The organism is Desulfobacter latus, from assembly GCF_013389365.1.
In the GTDB taxonomy this organism is placed as follows: Bacteria; Desulfobacterota; Desulfobacteria; order Desulfobacterales; family Desulfobacteraceae; genus Desulfobacter; species Desulfobacter latus.
The window spans coordinates 1-18,067 of sequence record NZ_JACADJ010000077.1 but is presented as its reverse complement, the minus strand read 5'-3'; the positions used below and the strand labels follow the sequence as shown (position 1 = coordinate 18,067).

The window sequence follows — 18,067 nt, the reverse complement described above, 5'->3', positions numbered from 1 at the left end:
ATGCTCGTAGTGCATCCGACAGGTTAGAACTGAGCTATACGCTTCGAGAGATAGGTGGTTCGCCGCTGACAGTCAATCAACCTGTTTAAGACCAATCTCTATATTTCTCTATGGAGTTGGTAACTATTATCCGGATCAGGTTCAATGGGTATGATCTCAGACGCTGTGCGCCACCCCAAACGATGAATTGTAACCGTTCACTCCCCCCCTCTTTCTAATTTATCGGTATGAATAAAATCAAATAGTTATCCGTAAATGGTAACATTTTCAGGGGGGGGGGAGTGAACGGTTACGATGAATTACGCTATATAAAGAATGAAACGATTTGTCAACTAAATCTCAACAGTCCCCTTAAAAACGGTCTGGGCAGGTCCGGTTTTAAACATATGACCACAGGATTCATCCCATGAAATATCCAGGTCCCCGCCGTCCAGATGAACACGCACCTGCCGCCCTGCCCGCTCCGTCAGATGGGCCGCCGCAACCGCAGCACAGGCCCCGGTGCCGCAGGCAAGGGTTACCCCTGCCCCGCGTTCCCACACCCGCATTTTTAATGCTGTATGAGAAAGGACTTCAATGAATTCCACATTGGTTTTTTCAGGAAACCGAGGATGATTTTCCACCAGGGGGCCGATGGTTTCAATGTCCACCACGGACAGGTCCGGCACAAAAATCACGGCATGGGGGTTCCCCATGGAGACACAGGAAACGGACATTATACCCTGCTCAGTTTCAATGGGCTCCCCAAGGGCCCTATCCCCGTCATGGACAAAAGGAATCTGTTCGGGAACAAGCGTTGGCACGCCCATATCCACGCATACGGATACCACCTGCCCGCGTTGCTTTTTTTCAATCCGGGGCACCACGGTTCCGGCCAGGGTCTGCACCGTCATCTCTTCTTTGACAAGAATATTGTTCTCGTACAGATATTTGGCAAAACAGCGCATGCCGTTGCCGCACATCTCAGGTTCGGACCCATCAGAGTTGATGATAACAAACCGGATGTCATGGGTATCAGAATGCCGGGCCAGAATAATACCGTCGGCACCGATACCGAACCGCCGGTGACACACGTCCACTGCCAGATCCGAATAATCCGTGTGCCCGGCAATGGTCTTGTCCCGGTCATCCAGCATGATAAAATCATTGCCGAGACCATGCATTTTCCAGAAATCCATATGCATTATTTATCCTTAATTTAATGGGCGCCAAAGGCGCTTCGTCCTCTTGTTTCCAGTTCCTTGTCTCTTGTCAATCACGGCACCCGGGACAGGGTCTCTATAATTCGATCCCCAAGCGCCTCGACCTGCCAGTTTCGCATCCCCGGAATCTGCAACAGATCTTCCCGGCTTGAGGGTTTATCCGCTGCCACAGCAGCAATCATATTATTGTTGATCAAAAAGCCAGGCTCCATGGCCAGGCCCCGGGACGCGGCTTCACGCATTTTCTTTAATGCATCAATGCGGCCAAGAACCTGGGGATTTTTCTTGGGCATCCGGGTTCTGGGGTAAGCGGGCAGTTCCCGGTGGGGTAAGGCAAGGGCGGTTTCAATGGCCTTGACGCACAACTGCCCGTACATGCCGGCCTGTTTAGGGCTTAATGCCCGATATTTCAATATCGCTTCAACACTGGCCGGCCTGCGCTGAACCATGGTCATGATGGACTGATTGGACATAATTTTAAAGGGGGGCAGATCCTTTTTCTCCGCCTGGGAAAGCCGGACTTCGAGCAGATGCTCCAGTACGGCAAGGCTCCGGTTATCAAGTTTGCCGGCGCCCTTGAATTTTTTAAACAAGGGCCTTAAATGATTGCTTTCGTATTTGACCCGGGCCTGCAAATCAAACTCTTCTTCGGCCCAGGCCAGGCGCCCGATCTTTTCAAGGCGCTCCCTTAATATATCATGCAGTTCCACAAGCGTGGCCACATCCCCCACACTGTAGGCAATCATCTCATCTTTCAAGGGGCGTTTTGACCAGTCCACCTTCTGGTACTTTTTATCCACATCGATATCAAAAAAGGATTTCAACAATGCGCCCAGGCCCCGGGCCTTAATATTTAAAAAACGGCAGGCGATCTCGGTGTCAAACAGGTTTTCAATTTCAACGGATAACTCCCGGTCAAGGCTCCTGACATCAAAATCCGACCCATGAAACACCTTGACAATCTCCGGGTTTTCAAGAATTTGAGAAAAGGGTGAAAAATCATTGATCAGAAAAGGATCCACCAGCCAGGCCTGGTTTGGGCCTGCAATCTGGATCAGGCATATCTTTTCTAAAAAACAGTGCATGGAATCGGCTTCCAGATCCACGCCGATAATCTCACAGGGTTCAAGTTTCAGGCATACTTGCGCCAGGTCTTTGTCCGTTGTTACAAACTGATAAACCACCTTAGTTTTCCCTTGATTGTTTAAAACACTTCTTTTAAGATTCTTTTTTTTAATTTAACGACTTTTATGACAATGCTTAATCATAAACACCTGATCATACGCTGCCTTGAAAAATAGGGCAAGGTCAGGCATGATATATAATTAGGAAGTAAAAAAAATGATTCAAATAACTTTCCCGGATAATGCAGTAAAAGAATTTGACGCACCGCCCACAGGCATGGATGTAGCAAAAAGCATTTCCGAAGGATTTGCCCGCAACTGCGTGGCCATGGAAATAGAGGGCCAAGCCCTTGATTTAGGTGCAGTTATTGAAAAAGACAGCGCGGTGAGCTTTATCATGGCCAAAGACGACAAGGGGCTGGATATCCTGCGCCACTCTTCGGCCCATGTCATGGCCGAAGCCGTACTCAACCTCTATCCGGACGCCAAACTGACCATCGGTCCTGTGGTGGAAGATGGATTTTATTATGATATCGATATGGCACCGGTGAGCGAGGCTGATCTTGAAAAAATCGAAGCGGAGATGAAAAAAATCATCAAGGCCAAGGCAGGCTTTGAACGCCGGGTGGTTACACGGCAGCAGGCAATTGACCTGTTTGCCGACAACCCCTTTAAGGTGGAACTGATCAATGAACTGCCCGAAGGCGAAGAGATCTCTTTGTACCAGAACGGTAAATTCGTTGACCTGTGCCGCGGCCCCCATATCCCCAACACCGGTATGATCAAGGGGGTTAAACTGTTAAAAACCTCCGGTGCCTACTGGCGGGCGGACCAGTCCCGGGAACAGCTCCAGCGCCTGTACGGCATCTCCTTTTTTGACAAAAAAAAGCTCAATGCCTATCTGACCATGATTGAGGAAGCCAAAAAACGGGATCACAGAAAACTCGGCACCCGCCTGGATCTGTTCTCGTTCCATGACGAAGCACCGGGCATGCCCTTTTTCCATGCCAAAGGCATTGCCATGTGGAATGCGCTTTTGGACTACTGGCGCATGGAGCATAAAAAAGATGGATATGTAGAAACCAAAACCCCTGTGATGATGACCAGACAACTGTGGGAACAAAGCGGCCACTGGGAGAATTACCGGGAAAACATGTACACCTCCACCATTGATGACGAAGAATACGCCATCAAGCCCATGAACTGCCCCGGCGGCATGATTCTTTTCAAAACAAAATCCCACTCTTACAAAGACCTGCCCCACCGGGCCGGGGAGATCGGGCTGGTGCACCGCCATGAACTGTCCGGCGCGTTGTCTGGCCTGTTCCGGGTCCGGGCCTTTCACCAGGATGATGCCCATATTTTCATGACCCCGGACCAGATCCAGGAAGAAGTTTTAAACGTTTTAAAACTGGCGGAACGGGTCTATGCCCGCTTTGGGCTATCCTTTCACCTGGAGCTGTCCACAAGGCCTGAAAAATCAATCGGCACGGATGAGCAGTGGGAAACCGCCACCAACGGCCTTCGCAATGCCATAGAAGCCTATGGCCAAGAATTCATGATCAATGAAGGGGATGGTGCCTTTTACGGTCCCAAGATAGATATCCACATCAAGGACGCTTTGGGCAGAACCTGGCAATGCGGCACGATCCAGCTGGACATGGCGCTGCCCGAACGTTTTGACTTGACTTACAAGGGCGCGGACAATGAAAAGCACCGCCCCATCATGATCCACCGGGTGGTCTACGGTTCCATGGAACGGTTCTTCGGTATCCTTGTGGAGCATTTTGCAGGCAAATTCCCCCTGTGGCTGGCCCCGGTCCAGGCCGTGATCCTGCCCATCAACCAGGAGCTGGCCCCCTATGCAAAAGAGATCCAGCATCTGCTGGCGGTCCACGACATCCGTTGTGAGGTGGATGAAAGAAGCGAGACCCTTAAAAAGAAAATCAGGGAAGCCCAGCTGGACTATATTCCTTTAATCATCACCATTGGTGACAAGGAAAAGGAAGACAAGGTATTGTCCGTGCGCACCCTGGACGGCAAGGTCAAGATGGGGGTCACTCACAAAGAATTCCTAACCAAGGTCTGCACCCATATCAGGGACCGGGTCCTGGAGGGAATCGAGCTTTAACACATTAAATCATGGCTGACTTTTCCGACAAACTGGTACAAATTCTAAATTACGGCGCCCTGAACCTGGGCTTAGGCATCGGCTACGCCCTTGAAATATTTGATGTCATGGATGAGAAAGGCTCAGCCCTGACCCTTGTGGAACTGGCCGGGGCAACGGGCCTGAACTCACGATATCTCAAGGAGTGGCTGGGCATCATGGTCACCGGCGGCATTATCGAGATGACGGAATACCAGGACAGTGATGCCACCTTTTTTTTGCCCCCTTCCCATGGGGATCTTTTGTGCAGAAGAGCCGGGAACAACAACCTGGGGGTTTATACCCAGGAAATTCCCCTGCTGACCGCCTGTGCCATGGATGCCGTAAAACAGGGATTTAAAACCGGCCGGAGCGTTCCCTTTTCCATTTATCCGGATTTTCAGGCATTCATGTCGGAACTGGCAGATGCCAAGCACCGCAAGGTATTAATCCAGGAATTTATTCCCTATGTTGATCAGGGTCGGCTGGAAAAAAGGCTGCAGCAAGGTATCCGGGTCTGCGATATCGGCTGCGGCCAGGGCGTGGCGGTCTGTCTCATGGCCCAGGCCTATCCAAACTCTGAGTTCATCGGTATGGACAACCATGACGAAGCCCTTGAAAAGGCCCGGGCCTTATCCGAATCTTTTGGGTTGTCCAATATTACGTTCATCCACCAGGATGCCGCTAAAATCCATGAAGCGTCAACGTTTAGCCGACACTTTGATTATGTATGCGCCTTTGATGCCATCCACGACCAGTCCCATCCCCTGGACGCGTTAAAAGGGGTGAAATACATGCTGCGTGCCGGCGGCCTTTTTTCCATGATCGATATCAAGGCCGCCACCAATATCAAGGGCAATGTCGATCATCCCATGGGGCCGTTTTTATACACGGTAAGCCTGATGCACTGCATGCCCATCGGACTGAATGACAACGGCTCGGGCCTGGGCATGATGTGGGGGAAACAACAGGCCATAGATCTGCTCAAACAAGCGGGCTTTTCAAAAATTCGTGCCGAAGATATCCCCAATGATCCCTTTAATCTGCATTTTTTATGCACCCATCATGATAAATAAAAACACAGGAGGAACACGCCATGGAAATCACCTGCCTGCTTGAAAACAACACCACGGACCCGCAACTTGCACCGGCCCACGGCTTAAGTTTTTTTATCCGCACCGGCACCCGGTCCATTCTGTTTGATATGGGACCGGACCAAAAATTTGCAGACAATGCAAAACATTTGGGTGTGGACCTGTCAAAAGTCGACATGGCCGTGCTGTCCCACGGGCACTATGACCATGGCGGCGGCATCCCGCAGTTTCAAACGATCAATGACAAAGCAGCAATCATCATGACCCGGGGAGCCATTGAAGGCAGATACTATGCCCGCTATAAGGATCATGATCCCCGATATATCGGCCTTGACACCGATGCCATTGACAAAAGCCGTTGCCGGTTTATTGGTGCGGACCTGGCCTTGTCCGAGGATTTAACCATTATCACCGATTTTTCAAAAAAGGGATTTATCCCCCAGGGCAATTCAGACCTGTTAAGGCAGCAGGAAGACGGAACACTGATTGAGGATGAATTTTCCCATGAACTGGCCCTGCTGATCGTGGAAGACGGCACCTCGGTCCTGTTCACCGGATGCGCCCATTCGGGCATGGGAAATATGATTGATACGGTGCTTACCCGCACAGGCCGGGATCATATTGACCATGTGATCGGCGGATTCCACCTGTATAATCGCATCACCCGGGTCACTGAACCGGATAACCGCCTGGATATTCTGGTCAATGAACTGTCATCCTATGACGGCACAACCTATTATACCGGCCACTGCACGGGTCCTGATGCCCCGGCCTACATGTCCCGTAAAATGACGCGCCCAATTAACGTGTTTGCCACAGGCACCCGGCTTGAGCTCTGAATTAATATAGATCAATTCAGGAGTAGATAAATCCGTCTTCCGCCTGGGGATTTTCATGGCCGTTACCGGGCGCAGGACCGTCTATGCCGTTCCAGTGGATGCCTGCCCGATCATTAAAGTGTGGCAGGCATCATGGCAGATGACCAAATGTTTCGCCGGATTCTTGTGAATCTATTCATGAAAAGTCTGACCGCCTCTTTCAGGTGCTTGATGGTGATAACTATTAATAATAGTCTGGGGTTTTAAATTCAGCTACGAGGAAATTGGGTTTTTGACATAGTCCTTCGGTTGGAAATTTGTGAAATGATCCCACCCCACACACAATGCTTCTGTTATTCAGTCCCCCTCATAAACAGACCTGGCGACAGATGATGGTACTGCGTTAATTGACTGTTGCATGCCGACACTGGTCCGAGTGGATAGTTTTTCTCACATGCAACAAAACCATTAAATAGGAGTGGGAATAAACTCGTCTAGAGTATGAAATTGCTCCTGGATGGGCGATGGAATATCTTTCATGTTTATGCCTATCTTCGGTATAATTTCATGTAAGGGATAAAATTGTTCTGTTGCGTATTTTTTTTTCCAGGAATGAAATGACTGAAGTTCTTGAATGCCGTAGAATCTGCGGCGCAGGATGATGAGCAGGGCAATGCCTCCGAAAAGGGACAGCGTGACATTGTTTTGCTCATGGCAGATCGCCCAGGGAGCCCGAATAACCATGGAAAATTCAGGCTGGTGTTTCAGATCTTCTCTCGGCCCTGCGAATTTTATCCGCAAAGGCCTTTGGTTTTTTTGGGTGATGAACAGGGTGTTTTCAAAACCCTCATCCTCACGACAGCTTAGCTGATCCTGACCCAGGATGACAGCAAGACATGAAACAATTTTTTGAATCACTTTATCATCCCATGGTTCAATATTTCTGGCTCCTTTCTGGTTCTCAATGCAAGTACGAAGGCGTCTCCAGTGATCGTGTAGCATTCTGTCATGGAGGGCAAGTTCTGCAATGAGCCTGAGCCCGTCTGACAGGTAGTAATTCATGCATATTTTGACCAGGTCCTTGACACGGTTTTGTACCTGGTCTGTATTGGGAGCACTCTGTTCCTGCTGGGTAAATTTTTTGAGGGCCTTTTTCAGAGACGGCAGGGTTGAGGGATCCTCGTGCATCATGATGGATGCCGGATGCAGTTGGTTATCCAAAAGGGAAATGGCTTCACTTCTGGTAAACAGGCGGTTTAACCCCTCTTTGTACATAAACGGCATGGCCTGGGCGGGAAGCCCCAGTTTCAATCTGAGAGCCAAGCGTGGCAAGTCACGTTCATGGTCTTTCAATAACGGTGTGTCAATGACCTTGCTGAAAAAACGCAGGCACATGGTGGCAAGCCACCCGGCTTTGTATGTTGCGGTTTCTCTCAGGGGTCGAATGGACTTCTTTTCAGAACTGGGCTCATGGACAGACAATTTGTTTATTTCATTGTAATCGGCACCTCTGAGCCACATTAGAAGTGCTGCGGAGACCCGCAGAAAAATGGTTTTAACAAAGTCATTTGCCTTTTCAAGCCGTTTTTCATCTGTTGCCGTCAGTGAGGCACAGTGATCATCAATAAATATATCCACAGACGCCAGAAACTGTTCTGTCTGGCTGTTATTCAGTCCAAGGGCTTTGACTTCCCGGAAGAGCAAGTCAGCCGCCGCTTTCTCCCTGGTTTTAACGCCTTCAAATATTTTACCTTTGCTTTCAATGCAGAAGACCCGCAGCATCTTCCACAGGTCAGGGGCGGCAACAAGACCTGGGATCAGCAGCTCCACAGGCGGGGCTGTATCCCCAAAAGTTTTTTTTATGCTCTTAAGCCACTCCTGCATAGGGCTGACCGCCTGGGGTCTTGTCCCCGTATCAATGAGTGCCGCCCCTTCTTCCCTTAGGCTGTACCGGGGACGTTCCCCTTGCTCTATTGTTCTTTCTTGTTCTATTGTTTTTTTAACAATTTTCGGCTCAAAACCACTGGCAAACTCAAGGGTTTTTTCAACAAGGGTGTTGATAGCGGCTTGAGCTTGACTCATATGGGGGAAGGAGCCTTGGTTGTCTGCTGTACCAGAAGCATAAAACTGCCACAGGTAGGTAGCCTTCATGGCCACCTGAACGTCACTTCCCTTAGCTCCCGATGGATGGGTTGTCGCAAACCGAAGGGTATCCATGATACTTCGAAAGGAAGGAAATGTGACATCGGAAAGGCCTTCCAGAACCCCATCGGACACCCGCTTGATATCGCTTAAAAGAATGGTTGACGGCCCTAACCGCGGCGGGGCGTTGTGATAGTAATTTTTTAGTATGCTCTCTACTCCGTCTCTTTTGGTGGCAGTGGCAGAACTGAACACCACTACTTCACAGCGGACATTATCGGCCACATGTCCGTACCGGCCTACCCGGCCCACCAGGTTGTGGAATTCGTTATACGTGAGTGGAATCTGCTTTAATTCCTCTGTATCAGGGTTTTCTCTTGTCCATTTCACTCCGTGCAGCAAAAGGCAGTCTGCTGGTAAGTTTACTCCGTAGGTCAATGTGTCTGTAGCGCACAGCACTACGGGCCAATCGCCGTCGCGACGGATGTTTTTAAAGGCATTTTCCATCCAATGACGAACATCGGTATCCAGGTAGGAATAATGGGCAAATACCCCGTGTTTTGCCCCCTGCATTACAATGTCCCTGTCCCTGTCGCTGATGGTGCTTCGGGCCAGCAGTGTTTCCAAGTCAGGCAGTGCTTCCAAAGCGTCATCCGTGAGGCCGGGGATGATGGTTTCGTTATTGTGCGTCCGCTTTTTGTTGGTCAGCCAGCTGATGAACGTGTAAAGGCTGTGTACACTGGGAATGGCAACAATTGCCTTTTTGTGATTTTTCATCATCTGTAGGCTGAGCTCATTCAATGATGTGGAGCCTTCGTCTATCACGGCTTTATCAATCTTATTTTTGATGGCGCGCCGTTGACTCTGGGTAAAGGCTAGGTCTTCATTGCTGCGGTATTCGGCCAGCAGTGTTTTTTTGAAGGCTGTTTTGCCGCCATAAAGCTGGATATAATGATTTACCATGATGGGGCGTTGCTTGCTGATAATGGTGACCGGAGGTTCTTTTAAAGTTCCGAACTCCTTTGAAGAAGAAAAAAATCGGCTAAAACCGTCCGTGCCGGCAACGGTCTCTGTTGTTATAGCAAGTATCCTTAGGTTGCCCTCATAGGTTTCAGGATTTCCAGAGCGGTCTCTGGCAATACTGTGGCACTTGGCCAGCAGCATATCCAGAATCCCGCCCCGAATGGGGTTGGCCAGCATGTGAATCTCATCAACCACGACCAGTGTAACCTGATTGTTCAGGACGGCATCTTGCTGAAGAAACTGGTTGGCTTTTTCACTGATGATGCAGGCAATCTTGAAATTCCCCGTATTTATTTTCCAGTCGTTTTCCGTGTCCTCTCCTGTGGAGAGAACTAGATCCTTTTTTTTGTCCAGTCGCTCTCCAAAGGCCCCGGACGGATCTGGCAGCATATTAAAAATCGTTGAATAGACTTCTTGAACCAGCATTCGGGTGGGGCCTACATAGACAGCGATCCCTTCGTTTTCAATGACTTCGTTGAGCATGAGCGAGATGGCCAGGTCTGTTTTTCCGCATCCGGTGGGGCCAGCCAGCAGGATATTGCGACTTGGGCGGCGCTCTTCGTTTTCATCGGCAAACATTAAAGGAAAATTTTCGTCCCGCATGGCCATTTCAAGCACACCATTTCGATAAAGCTTGAAATCGACCTTGTTCAAAATGGTGGGGGCGGCCAGAAAATCCTTGAATGCCAAATCGTTTTCATGGTCGCGTGTGGTGTCATTTTTCATTGACGGCAGGATTTTTCCATAAAAATCACGAAATGTGATATTGGTCTCCTCAGGACCCTTGGGGACCGCGTGTTCCCGGTCTTTCATGTTCAGAAGATAGGCAAGTTCCTTTATGGTGTCATCGGCTCTTGTGGATTCTTCTGTTGGCAGGCTGAATACCATGCCGTGGCCTGTAGCATTGATTTCATCGGATAGCCAGTTGGCAAAGCTGTAGGTTACGGCTTTGCCTAAATTCTCCAAATCGTTAATTGTCGTACTCTGGGTTTCCTTGGACTGTTTTTTCTGTAAATAGTTTCCCTTTGTAACCCTTTTTATGTCGGTGTCGGCCAGATTGTTGCTATCATCTGGGTGAAGTATCAGGACATGCTGGTTGCTCCTGGCATAGTCTGCTTTTGCGTTGGTGGCAGTAGCATTGAGCGGACAGATGCTTTTATTGTGAATGTCGCAGGAAATAAGAACATTGGGTGATATCGGGCCCGAAGGCTCGCAATAGTTCTCGATCAGATGAACACAAAGCTTCCAGGAATCTCCGGTAAAAGGGACTTCATCTGCGTTGTCTTCCTGATAATCAGAGTCCATATGAACATTGTATCCTTTGTCCATAATGGCTTGAATCCGGGGGTAAAGACCAACAATTCCACACAAAGCCGTTTCCACATCGTCAAATTTCTGCCTGTTGAAAAAAAAATTGGAGACTGCCGTGGCAGGAGTGGTGGAAAACCATACGGCATGGGTGGTTTGGGTCTCTTCGTCAACAATCGGAAATCCTATTTTCATGGTGTATACCTTCTATGTCTGTCGGTCGTATTGTGTGGTTTATATCTGCCATACGATCAGTTGAGGGGTGTTCGCCAAAGAAGCTTTGGGGTGGAGTTCAACCCGTTTTCTCTGACCGCTTTTTAGGACGATGGTATCGGTCCAGTCTTTTTTGCCTGTTGGGCGAACTAGCAGAGCGCAACCGTTGGGCTTATCTAAAATCGCCAGATACACGGCCTCTCTATCTGGGGTTCTTTCCGCGGTTATTTCATAACCGTTCCAGTCTTTTTTCTCAACTCTGACAGCCCGGCAAACAAATCCATTTTCTCCCACAAAGTCAATGAAATTTGTTGCTGCTGCCATGCGTTTTGGTGGGGCATCGCCAAAACGTGGTGTCAGTATCTTTGCCTGCCGGGGCGGTTTAAAGGCGACAATTTTTCCCGTCTGTTCGGGCGATTCATTGGACATTTCAGATGTGCGTCCACTTTGGCCTGCCAGAGCATAGGAAGCCTGCATGCCGAAAAAAAGTCCTGTTTCCATTTCCATGTGCCGGAAAAATTGAACCATAGCTGGCGGAGTCTGTTTTTCAGACTCGACTAACTCAACTTCTGCAAGCACTTTCTGTAAAAAAGCACAGCTTTGTTTTTCAAGGCAGGCCCCAAGATCCTGCTGCTGAAGTGGGTATACATTCCAAGCCTCTACCATCCCATCAATACATCCCTCCAAAGGAATATCATGGTTCCATGCAAAAATATCAAATCCTGATACCTGGGCCACTCTCAGTCCGGTGTTATCAATCTCTTCCAAAACCATTACCACAGGGGGATTATAATACCTTCCCCCAGGTCCCCAGCCGCCCTTTTCGGACCTGACAGGGTGAAGTTGGCCCGGGGAAGGGGGCAGATCCTTTCCGGCACCGTCGATATAGAGAATGTCTGTCAACTCCTGTAGGGCGTCCTTGCTGCTTTCATTCAACCAACGTTCACTATATCTGCGCTCATCCAGTCGGCGTTCACACAGGGGACACAAGGAGATATGGAGCCGGGCTTGTTCTGATAAATTCTTAGTAAACAGCTGTGAATCCGGGGGGCAGCATCGCGACTCCTGGGCTAAGTTCCACGCGAGTCGTAAACGTAGATCTTCTGTGCTGCTCATTTTTTCTTCTCCTTTAAAATTTGTTCTAGACATTGATTCTGGAGTGTGCTCAGGGGCGCTGTCTTCTGGCAGTAACTGGCCAGTTGAGAGAGAAACTCCAGATAGAGGGCCTCGGGGATAGCGGGGAACTTGGGACCATGCCATTTTTTTACATGCTTTTCTACTGCGCTGAATGCACTATTCCAGTGATTATTTACATGACCTTCAACTGAATAAGATGCTTCATTCCAGTGATACTTTGCACCGCTTGCCTTTTCCAGTCCCAAAAGAGCTGCTATGTTAGCAAAAGTCAATCCTTTTAAACAATAGAGCCAAAGTACCTGGCGTCGTTCGATTGACCACTTTTTTTTCCCTTCAACACAGGCGTTGATCTCACATATGAGATTGTTTTGGTTATCAACCTTCGCAGAATAATAGTTTTCTGGCAGATCTTTTTCTTCTTCCAAGATTGAGGCATGGACCATCGTCTTGTCTGACAGATCGATATAATGGGCTTTCATATAGGCAAGGGTTACGCCAACCGTCAGCCCATAAGGTTTTCCCATGGTCTTTTGGACCTGATACCAAAACTGTTTGCTGATTTTGAGTAGCAGACTACGCTGCATCCGATCAAATAAAATTCGTCTGTCCACACAAGGCACTTCCCATTCTGAGAAGTTGATTTGTTTTTTGCGGGCCAATGCTTCATCCATTAGCGCATCTTTGTCAATGGGCGCATAACTGTAGTAGGTCCAATTCTTTCTTTTGTCCTTATGGATTTCTTTCTTTTCTCTCAAAGCCCGCCGCAATGCTTTGTTGGTTCTAAGCCATTGGTCTGAACTATTTTTTTTCTGTCGCTGATCTAACATGTGATTTATAAAACCGTTGACGATCAGAGCGGAATTCAAAGGCATTCTATTTGAAAAACGGGATTTTAGAAAAATCCATATCTCATGGCTTATTTCTTTTAGCGTTGCATCAAGCTCCTTTTCCCGCCCCTTTTCACAAAGTTCCGAAAATTTTGGATAGGGCCACTCATCCACCTGTGGATAGGCGTCCATCCTATAGCAAATTTTAAAGGCGACACTGCGGAGAAGTTTTTGGCAATTTTTTGAAATGTTTTTTGAAAAAAGTTGCTCCCGTCCGCAGTAAACTGAGTTTGTCATGGCTGTGTCACCTCTTTGACGCAGTGTACCGGAACAACGCCCCAACAGCCCATACCTCCAAACCAGGTGGCAAACTCAATGCCAACAGGCACAGGAAATCTAAGCCGGTCAAGGATATATGTATCCTTTCGTATTGCATCAAGAGCCTTGTGTAGGCTGCATCCTTTTGCAATATAGGAACTAGCGTTGTGATTAAAGTTTTTAGAGGAGCAAGGACAGCAATCATGCTTGAGGTTTTGATTGGTGGATAGGACAAACAGGGGATGGGTACCGTTTTCCCTACTGATTTGAAAATCTCCATTGGTAAACTCATGCAATGTGCTATCCTTGCACCGGACGAAAAACATATGAGGCTCCCAGGCTTCAGGAGGTAATCGTCCCACGGAACCGTATTCTGCAAGAACGGACTTTTGATGTTCCAAGAACGCTTTGAATCCTTTTGTCATTCAGCCACCTTTTGAATGCCTGCCTGTTTGTGGATTTCAGCCTGCTTTTTTGTCAACAACAGTTTCTACTTGTGCGTGGCCCTTTCGACCACAGATTATGCAGTCTCCGATCAATTTTCGATCAACATCTGTTTCAAACAACGATCCGCCTGTATTCAGATCTATTTGTATAAGATCTGTTATGCCCAGCCCGGAAATACGACGCTGGATTTCCGCCACAAGCATTCCTGCGGCCACAGCATTAAGGGACATGACCGCGGGAGATGCGACCTCGGGTATATACCCGTCTTTTTTCGCCTTGCCCCATACCTCGCCGCCCACGTATTTGCGGGCCTCTAAAGAGGCAGTGCCAGGGTCCAGCCGCCCCAGACACAAAGGGCAATACCGGCCTGATTCTGCACCTGAGACCTCTGCCATCAAATTTGTTATGGCACCGTCGTTGCCAAGACGAACATCCACGCCTGCCTGTAGATACTCTGCGCCTCCAGCCAGGGCCAGCTCCAAACAGACAAGCCGGGAGAGATGATCATCGGTCAAGGCCAAAACAAGGTCGCACTCCTTGACCAGATTCTTTTGTCGGTCAGAGGCATTATAGATATCCTCATCTATGGTTGTTACAAAGGGTCGCGTTCCTACAGACATGCCTGCCCGCTGAATTATTCCATTTACTACATCTACTTTTTTACGTCCAACATCTTTTGGAGTCAACCCCTGAAGCCTATTAAGGTTAGTTTTTTCAACGGTGTCAGGATCCATGAGAAGAAACGATCGCACCCCGCACCGGGCCAACTGTTCGGCCACAGGAAGCCCTACCCCGCCCACACCGATAATGCCCACCCGCAGGTTGGCAGCACATGTACTGAACAGCGGGCCAAATGCCCGCTGCCGGTCAAGGGCAGGAAGAAAAGGAGGTGTTTTTTTGCTCATCACTTTCAGACCCACTCGAAGCTTTGTTCTAAAACGCCTCCCTTTGTGCCACAGTCGTGCCATGGGGATTCCTTTGCGCGGTGCAAGCACGCTTATTAGGAAGGGTTGGCCATGATCCTTGAGCCACAGGGACAAGGTCTTCTCATAGTGATTATCCACTGCACTGAAGTCGGGGATCCCTTCTGGGTGCGAGTGAACATGCACAGGGATATAACCTTTCTCTGCAAGTTTCGCCGAAAAAATATTCAGCTTGTCAGACCCCTTTCGGGTCAGGGCGACACCGGCTGTCCACCGGTACTCTATGTCCTTTTCAGAAAGCGGTACAGGAATGTCCAGCAGGAACCTGGAACCTTTTCTTCTTTTGCAAAGACGAGCCACGCAAAAGGCAAATCCTTCCTCCCCGGAGGGAGGGAAAAGGCTCTCACAGACCCTTTCCCACAACTGATTATGTATGACGACTTCTCTCATGATTACCCTCTCCTTTCAGAAAGCATAGTCAGTACCATTGATAGGTACGTGACCAGATTATGCCGTCCCGGTTTCCATCCTTCAGCGATGCCGCAGAACCATTGCCAGCCATGGGCACTGAGGTCTACCGCCCCATGGTATGTCGTGTCATAGAGGTGCCCTCTGTCAAGCCCCCCGGTATTTGCCCCGGCTTTGAGATAAAAACCGATGGGGCTGGCATTGGGATAGTTTTTAGGCAGCAAGATCATTGCATCTGTCCTGCTGCCACCGGGCAAGGTAAGGCCTTTCAGCCTGACACACCACCCCCAGCGGGTTTCCTTGGGAGAGGGAACCGCACCAAACCCCGCTTTTTTGATGGCCCTGACCTCTTTGTCAAACAAAGGGATGGCAGCAACTGCATTATCGGGTGCTGGCTCGCTTTGTCCTTGGATTCTTTGATATCTTGGCTGTGGTGCATGTCTTTCCCTGTGCTGACGATTGAATAGGTCAGTCAAAAGAGAGGCTTTGACCACTTGGGGGCCTGCGTTAAACGTATCTCCGGGCTGGACTGGCACACTACCATCTTTAACCTGCCGACTGGAGCGTACACCGCCGCTATTGGAGGTGTGATAGATCGCTTCATCAGGATCAGCATTCAACTGGGATCTGAGAGTGTCAAGGTCAACTCTACCATAGCCGCTGCTTCTTATGAAGCCGTACTCGTCTTTTTTGATACTCATGGTTTTACCCCCTTAAGTTTTCCAGGATATTGTCCAGATCTATAACGTTCCAGGCAACTTTTTTAAGGTCGCTTGCCAGCATGTGGGCTGATGCGACAACCTCTGTTCTGATGCCTTCCCGGCGAAGTTCCTCCACCATGGGAGAAAAATCTCCATCTGCTGCGACCAACGTCAGAAAGTCCGGGCGCAGACGGAGACACATGGACAGGGTTGTGATAACAAGCCGTTGATCATCTGACTGCTTGTAAGAGCTTTCGGTAGACTGACTTCGCTTGGCCGGAGCCTCTATTACTGTCGCCCCGTTCATCTGCAAGGCATGTCTCTTGCGTTCAAAACAGTTGGTTACCGTTGCCAAGGCTTCCGGGCTGTCATTTTCAGGCACTTTTCGTACAAGCGGAACCAGTATCTCTAAGACATCGGTATCCCCGCTTTGCCCTGAGACTACATCCCGGAAGCCGCTCAACGGAAAGAAGTCCATACCAAGCTCCTTTGCCCGGTACTCTGCCGGAAGCAGATCAATTGCGATGATTTTTTTGAACATGAAACTTCTCCTTTTTTAAGTTGTTTTAGCGTTCGTTTTTTCAGCCTTCAAAACCAAAGTCGGGACCAGGCCAAAAACTTACAAATTTTTTTTGACTTTTTTTTGCAGCTATTGTGAGGAACCCTGCCTGATTGAAAAAAATTTATCCAAAGTACGTTTCCCTTCATTCTGTCCGAATGCAGGCCGATTATGATGATTCTTATGCGCATGAAGCCTCCCGGGTTCAGTTGTGTTTACCCTCAAAGTCGAAGTCGGGACCAGGAGAAGAGGTTATAAAATTTTTTGTAGATATCCTGCCATTTTTGATACCCTATTGATTTCATTGGGCATAGATATCCCTTACACCTGCCTGCGAGTCCATTCAAACAACCAAGTTGATCCTGAAAAGGGGCTACTCTATGTAATGATTAACAGGCAATTATGAGACAAAATCATAAACCTGCAGAGAGGTGTAACGAAAACCACAAAGAAATTTTACAGCGATCTGGAAAAAAATGAGGCTCCACGAAGTGATTTTTAAAGAAGTCGTTCCTGAAAAAACTTATGGTCTCCTGAATGGCAAAGAAGAAGTTGAATTTTGATTTTTACAGAGCCTTACTTTGCTCTCTTATTGGAGCCCTGATATGCAAATTGGGCATCAAGCCGAGGGGTTTGAGGTGAGGACTACCTAACACGACAGCGACACTTTCAAAAATCCTCCCGTTTAAAAAGAATTTTATAGCTCTAAGTCAGCTATAATGCGTTGATTTACCGAAGATTTTTGCGGAAATAAGACAAAGTGTCGCTGTCGTGCTAAGAAACAAGGGTTGTTTTTCTGATGGAAGACTACCGTAGACTATCCCTGTTAGTCCACCTTTTTTATTTCCAAAGAAAGAAGAGTCTGGTCTTGAATTATAAAGTTTTTTTTTGATTAAAATGTAATAATTCAAGACCCGAATCCTTTCGATCCTAACTATTTCTGTACTGGATACGCACTCAATGTATCAATCAATGATCTCGCGTGAAAAGAAATCACACTATTGATCTTGTCGACCATTTCAATTGATCCATATTGGGCTTTGAACTCCGTTGGCGTTATTTCAGTAACAGTCATAATCCTGTTTGCCAAGTTTAACGCTGCTTTGATTAGAATATTTGGTTTCATGCCGATCTCTTCACTGAGAGAATCGAAATGATGCTTTTGAAAATGGCCAAATTGTCTTTTCTTCCCGGCAATCTTCATCGGCATTTTTTTTGTAAACTGGGGATAAACCATCGTAGAAACCAAATCATAGAATGGCGCAAGTGTTGTTCCATTTTCATCGTGCAGCAACGAAATGTTTTTTGCGTGGCCATCGGCATTACCGATCAATCCATTGAACAAAATTAGATTCAAAAGCTTTCTTGAATCCTCAATAGGATTTGAACATTCTATTCGGATCAAATCAAAGCACTCTTTTAAAGAATAATTATATTTCTGCTGAGCGTTTCGGTTCAATGCCTGACAAAAATCTTCCTGGACAAGCCGGCATCCTTCATTTTCCGTTTGACACTTCGTAAAATCAAAATGTGTTTTTGAGATGCTGAAAATTATTTTTTAAAAAAAATACTGTGAACAGCACGTTCCTTTAGTGTACTTTAGAATTGAACAAA

At 48.1% G+C, this 18,067-nt stretch carries 13 protein-coding genes; 3 read left to right on the top strand and 10 right to left on the bottom strand.

The annotated features are described in order from the left end of the window. Window positions 1-332 precede the first annotated feature (332 nt). Window positions 333-1,178, bottom strand: a complete 846-nt coding sequence (gene dapF, locus HXW94_RS16015; RefSeq protein WP_246294129.1) for a diaminopimelate epimerase — start codon at window positions 1,176-1,178, stop codon at window positions 333-335. A gap of 77 nt (window positions 1,179-1,255) precedes the next feature. Next, entirely contained in the window at window positions 1,256-2,386 is a 1,131-nt protein-coding gene (locus tag HXW94_RS16010; protein ID WP_178367905.1) for an HRDC domain-containing protein, read from the bottom strand. 157 nt (window positions 2,387-2,543) lie between these two features. Here HXW94_RS16010 and thrS point away from each other — a divergent pair, with 157 nt between their 5' ends. Genes thrS through HXW94_RS15995 form a run of 3 tightly spaced genes read left to right on the top strand, consistent with a single transcriptional unit; the run spans window position 2,544 to window position 6,408 of the window. Continuing rightward, window positions 2,544-4,457, top strand: coding sequence for a threonine--tRNA ligase (thrS, locus tag HXW94_RS16005; RefSeq protein WP_178367904.1), 1,914 nt, complete (start codon window positions 2,544-2,546; stop codon window positions 4,455-4,457). Between the two features lie 11 nt (window positions 4,458-4,468). Continuing rightward, on the top strand, window positions 4,469-5,551 hold the full coding sequence (locus HXW94_RS16000; protein ID WP_178367903.1) for a class I SAM-dependent methyltransferase: 1,083 nt from the start codon (window positions 4,469-4,471) through the stop codon (window positions 5,549-5,551). Window positions 5,552-5,571: 20 nt separating this feature from the next. Further along, window positions 5,572-6,408: an MBL fold metallo-hydrolase gene (locus tag HXW94_RS15995; protein WP_178367902.1), complete on the top strand. Its 837-nt coding sequence runs from the start codon at window positions 5,572-5,574 to the stop codon at window positions 6,406-6,408. 447 nt (window positions 6,409-6,855) lie between these two features. On the opposite strand, the gene HXW94_RS15990 is transcribed toward HXW94_RS15995, so the two are convergent. The 8 genes from HXW94_RS15990 to HXW94_RS15955 all read right to left on the bottom strand — a co-directional run bounded on the left by HXW94_RS15990 (window position 6,856) and on the right by HXW94_RS15955 (window position 17,996). Continuing rightward, window positions 6,856-11,055, bottom strand: coding sequence for a DEAD/DEAH box helicase (locus HXW94_RS15990; RefSeq protein WP_178367901.1), 4,200 nt, complete (start codon window positions 11,053-11,055; stop codon window positions 6,856-6,858). A 39-nt stretch (window positions 11,056-11,094) separates the two neighbouring features. Further along, a complete protein-coding gene (locus HXW94_RS15985; RefSeq protein ID WP_178367900.1) occupies window positions 11,095-12,189 on the bottom strand; it encodes a hypothetical protein in 1,095 nt (364 codons plus the stop codon). Further along, entirely contained in the window at window positions 12,186-13,334 is a 1,149-nt protein-coding gene (locus HXW94_RS15980) for a hypothetical protein (RefSeq protein WP_178367899.1), read from the bottom strand. Before HXW94_RS15980 ends, HXW94_RS15985 begins: the two co-directional genes overlap by 4 nt. Next, window positions 13,331-13,780 (bottom strand): hypothetical protein, encoded by a 450-nt coding sequence (locus HXW94_RS15975; RefSeq protein WP_178367898.1) that lies wholly within the window; start codon window positions 13,778-13,780, stop codon window positions 13,331-13,333. Before HXW94_RS15975 ends, HXW94_RS15980 begins: the two co-directional genes overlap by 4 nt. 36 nt (window positions 13,781-13,816) lie before the next feature. Then, entirely contained in the window at window positions 13,817-15,175 is a 1,359-nt protein-coding gene (locus HXW94_RS15970) for a ThiF family adenylyltransferase (RefSeq protein ID WP_178367897.1), read from the bottom strand. A 2-nt stretch (window positions 15,176-15,177) separates the two neighbouring features. Next, a complete protein-coding gene (locus HXW94_RS15965) occupies window positions 15,178-15,894 on the bottom strand; it encodes a hypothetical protein (protein WP_178367896.1) in 717 nt (238 codons plus the stop codon). Window positions 15,895-15,898: 4 nt separating this feature from the next. Beyond that, entirely contained in the window at window positions 15,899-16,435 is a 537-nt protein-coding gene (locus HXW94_RS15960) for an NYN domain-containing protein (protein ID WP_178367895.1), read from the bottom strand. Between the two features lie 952 nt (window positions 16,436-17,387). Next, entirely contained in the window at window positions 17,388-17,996 is a 609-nt protein-coding gene (locus tag HXW94_RS15955) for a HipA domain-containing protein (RefSeq protein WP_343054664.1), read from the bottom strand. Window positions 17,997-18,067: the final 71 nt, after the last annotated feature.

What these genes read in the sequence shown, in the direction of transcription:
- dapF (WP_246294129.1), bottom strand. Translation starts at nt 1,178, where the DNA reads ATGGATTTCTGGAAAATGCATGGTCTCGGCAATGATTTTATCATGCTG.
- thrS (WP_178367904.1), top strand. Translation starts at nt 2,544, where the DNA reads ATGATTCAAATAACTTTCCCGGATAATGCAGTAAAAGAATTTGACGCA.
- HXW94_RS16000 (WP_178367903.1), top strand. Translation starts at nt 4,469, where the DNA reads ATGGCTGACTTTTCCGACAAACTGGTACAAATTCTAAATTACGGCGCC.
- HXW94_RS15995 (WP_178367902.1), top strand. Translation starts at nt 5,572, where the DNA reads ATGGAAATCACCTGCCTGCTTGAAAACAACACCACGGACCCGCAACTT.
- HXW94_RS15990 (WP_178367901.1), bottom strand. Translation starts at nt 11,055, where the DNA reads ATGAAAATAGGATTTCCGATTGTTGACGAAGAGACCCAAACCACCCAT.
- HXW94_RS15985 (WP_178367900.1), bottom strand. Translation starts at nt 12,189, where the DNA reads ATGAGCAGCACAGAAGATCTACGTTTACGACTCGCGTGGAACTTAGCC.
- HXW94_RS15980 (WP_178367899.1), bottom strand. Translation starts at nt 13,334, where the DNA reads ATGACAAACTCAGTTTACTGCGGACGGGAGCAACTTTTTTCAAAAAAC.
- HXW94_RS15975 (WP_178367898.1), bottom strand. Translation starts at nt 13,780, where the DNA reads ATGACAAAAGGATTCAAAGCGTTCTTGGAACATCAAAAGTCCGTTCTT.
- HXW94_RS15970 (WP_178367897.1), bottom strand. Translation starts at nt 15,175, where the DNA reads ATGAGAGAAGTCGTCATACATAATCAGTTGTGGGAAAGGGTCTGTGAG.
- HXW94_RS15965 (WP_178367896.1), bottom strand. Translation starts at nt 15,894, where the DNA reads ATGAGTATCAAAAAAGACGAGTACGGCTTCATAAGAAGCAGCGGCTAT.
- HXW94_RS15960 (WP_178367895.1), bottom strand. Translation starts at nt 16,435, where the DNA reads ATGTTCAAAAAAATCATCGCAATTGATCTGCTTCCGGCAGAGTACCGG.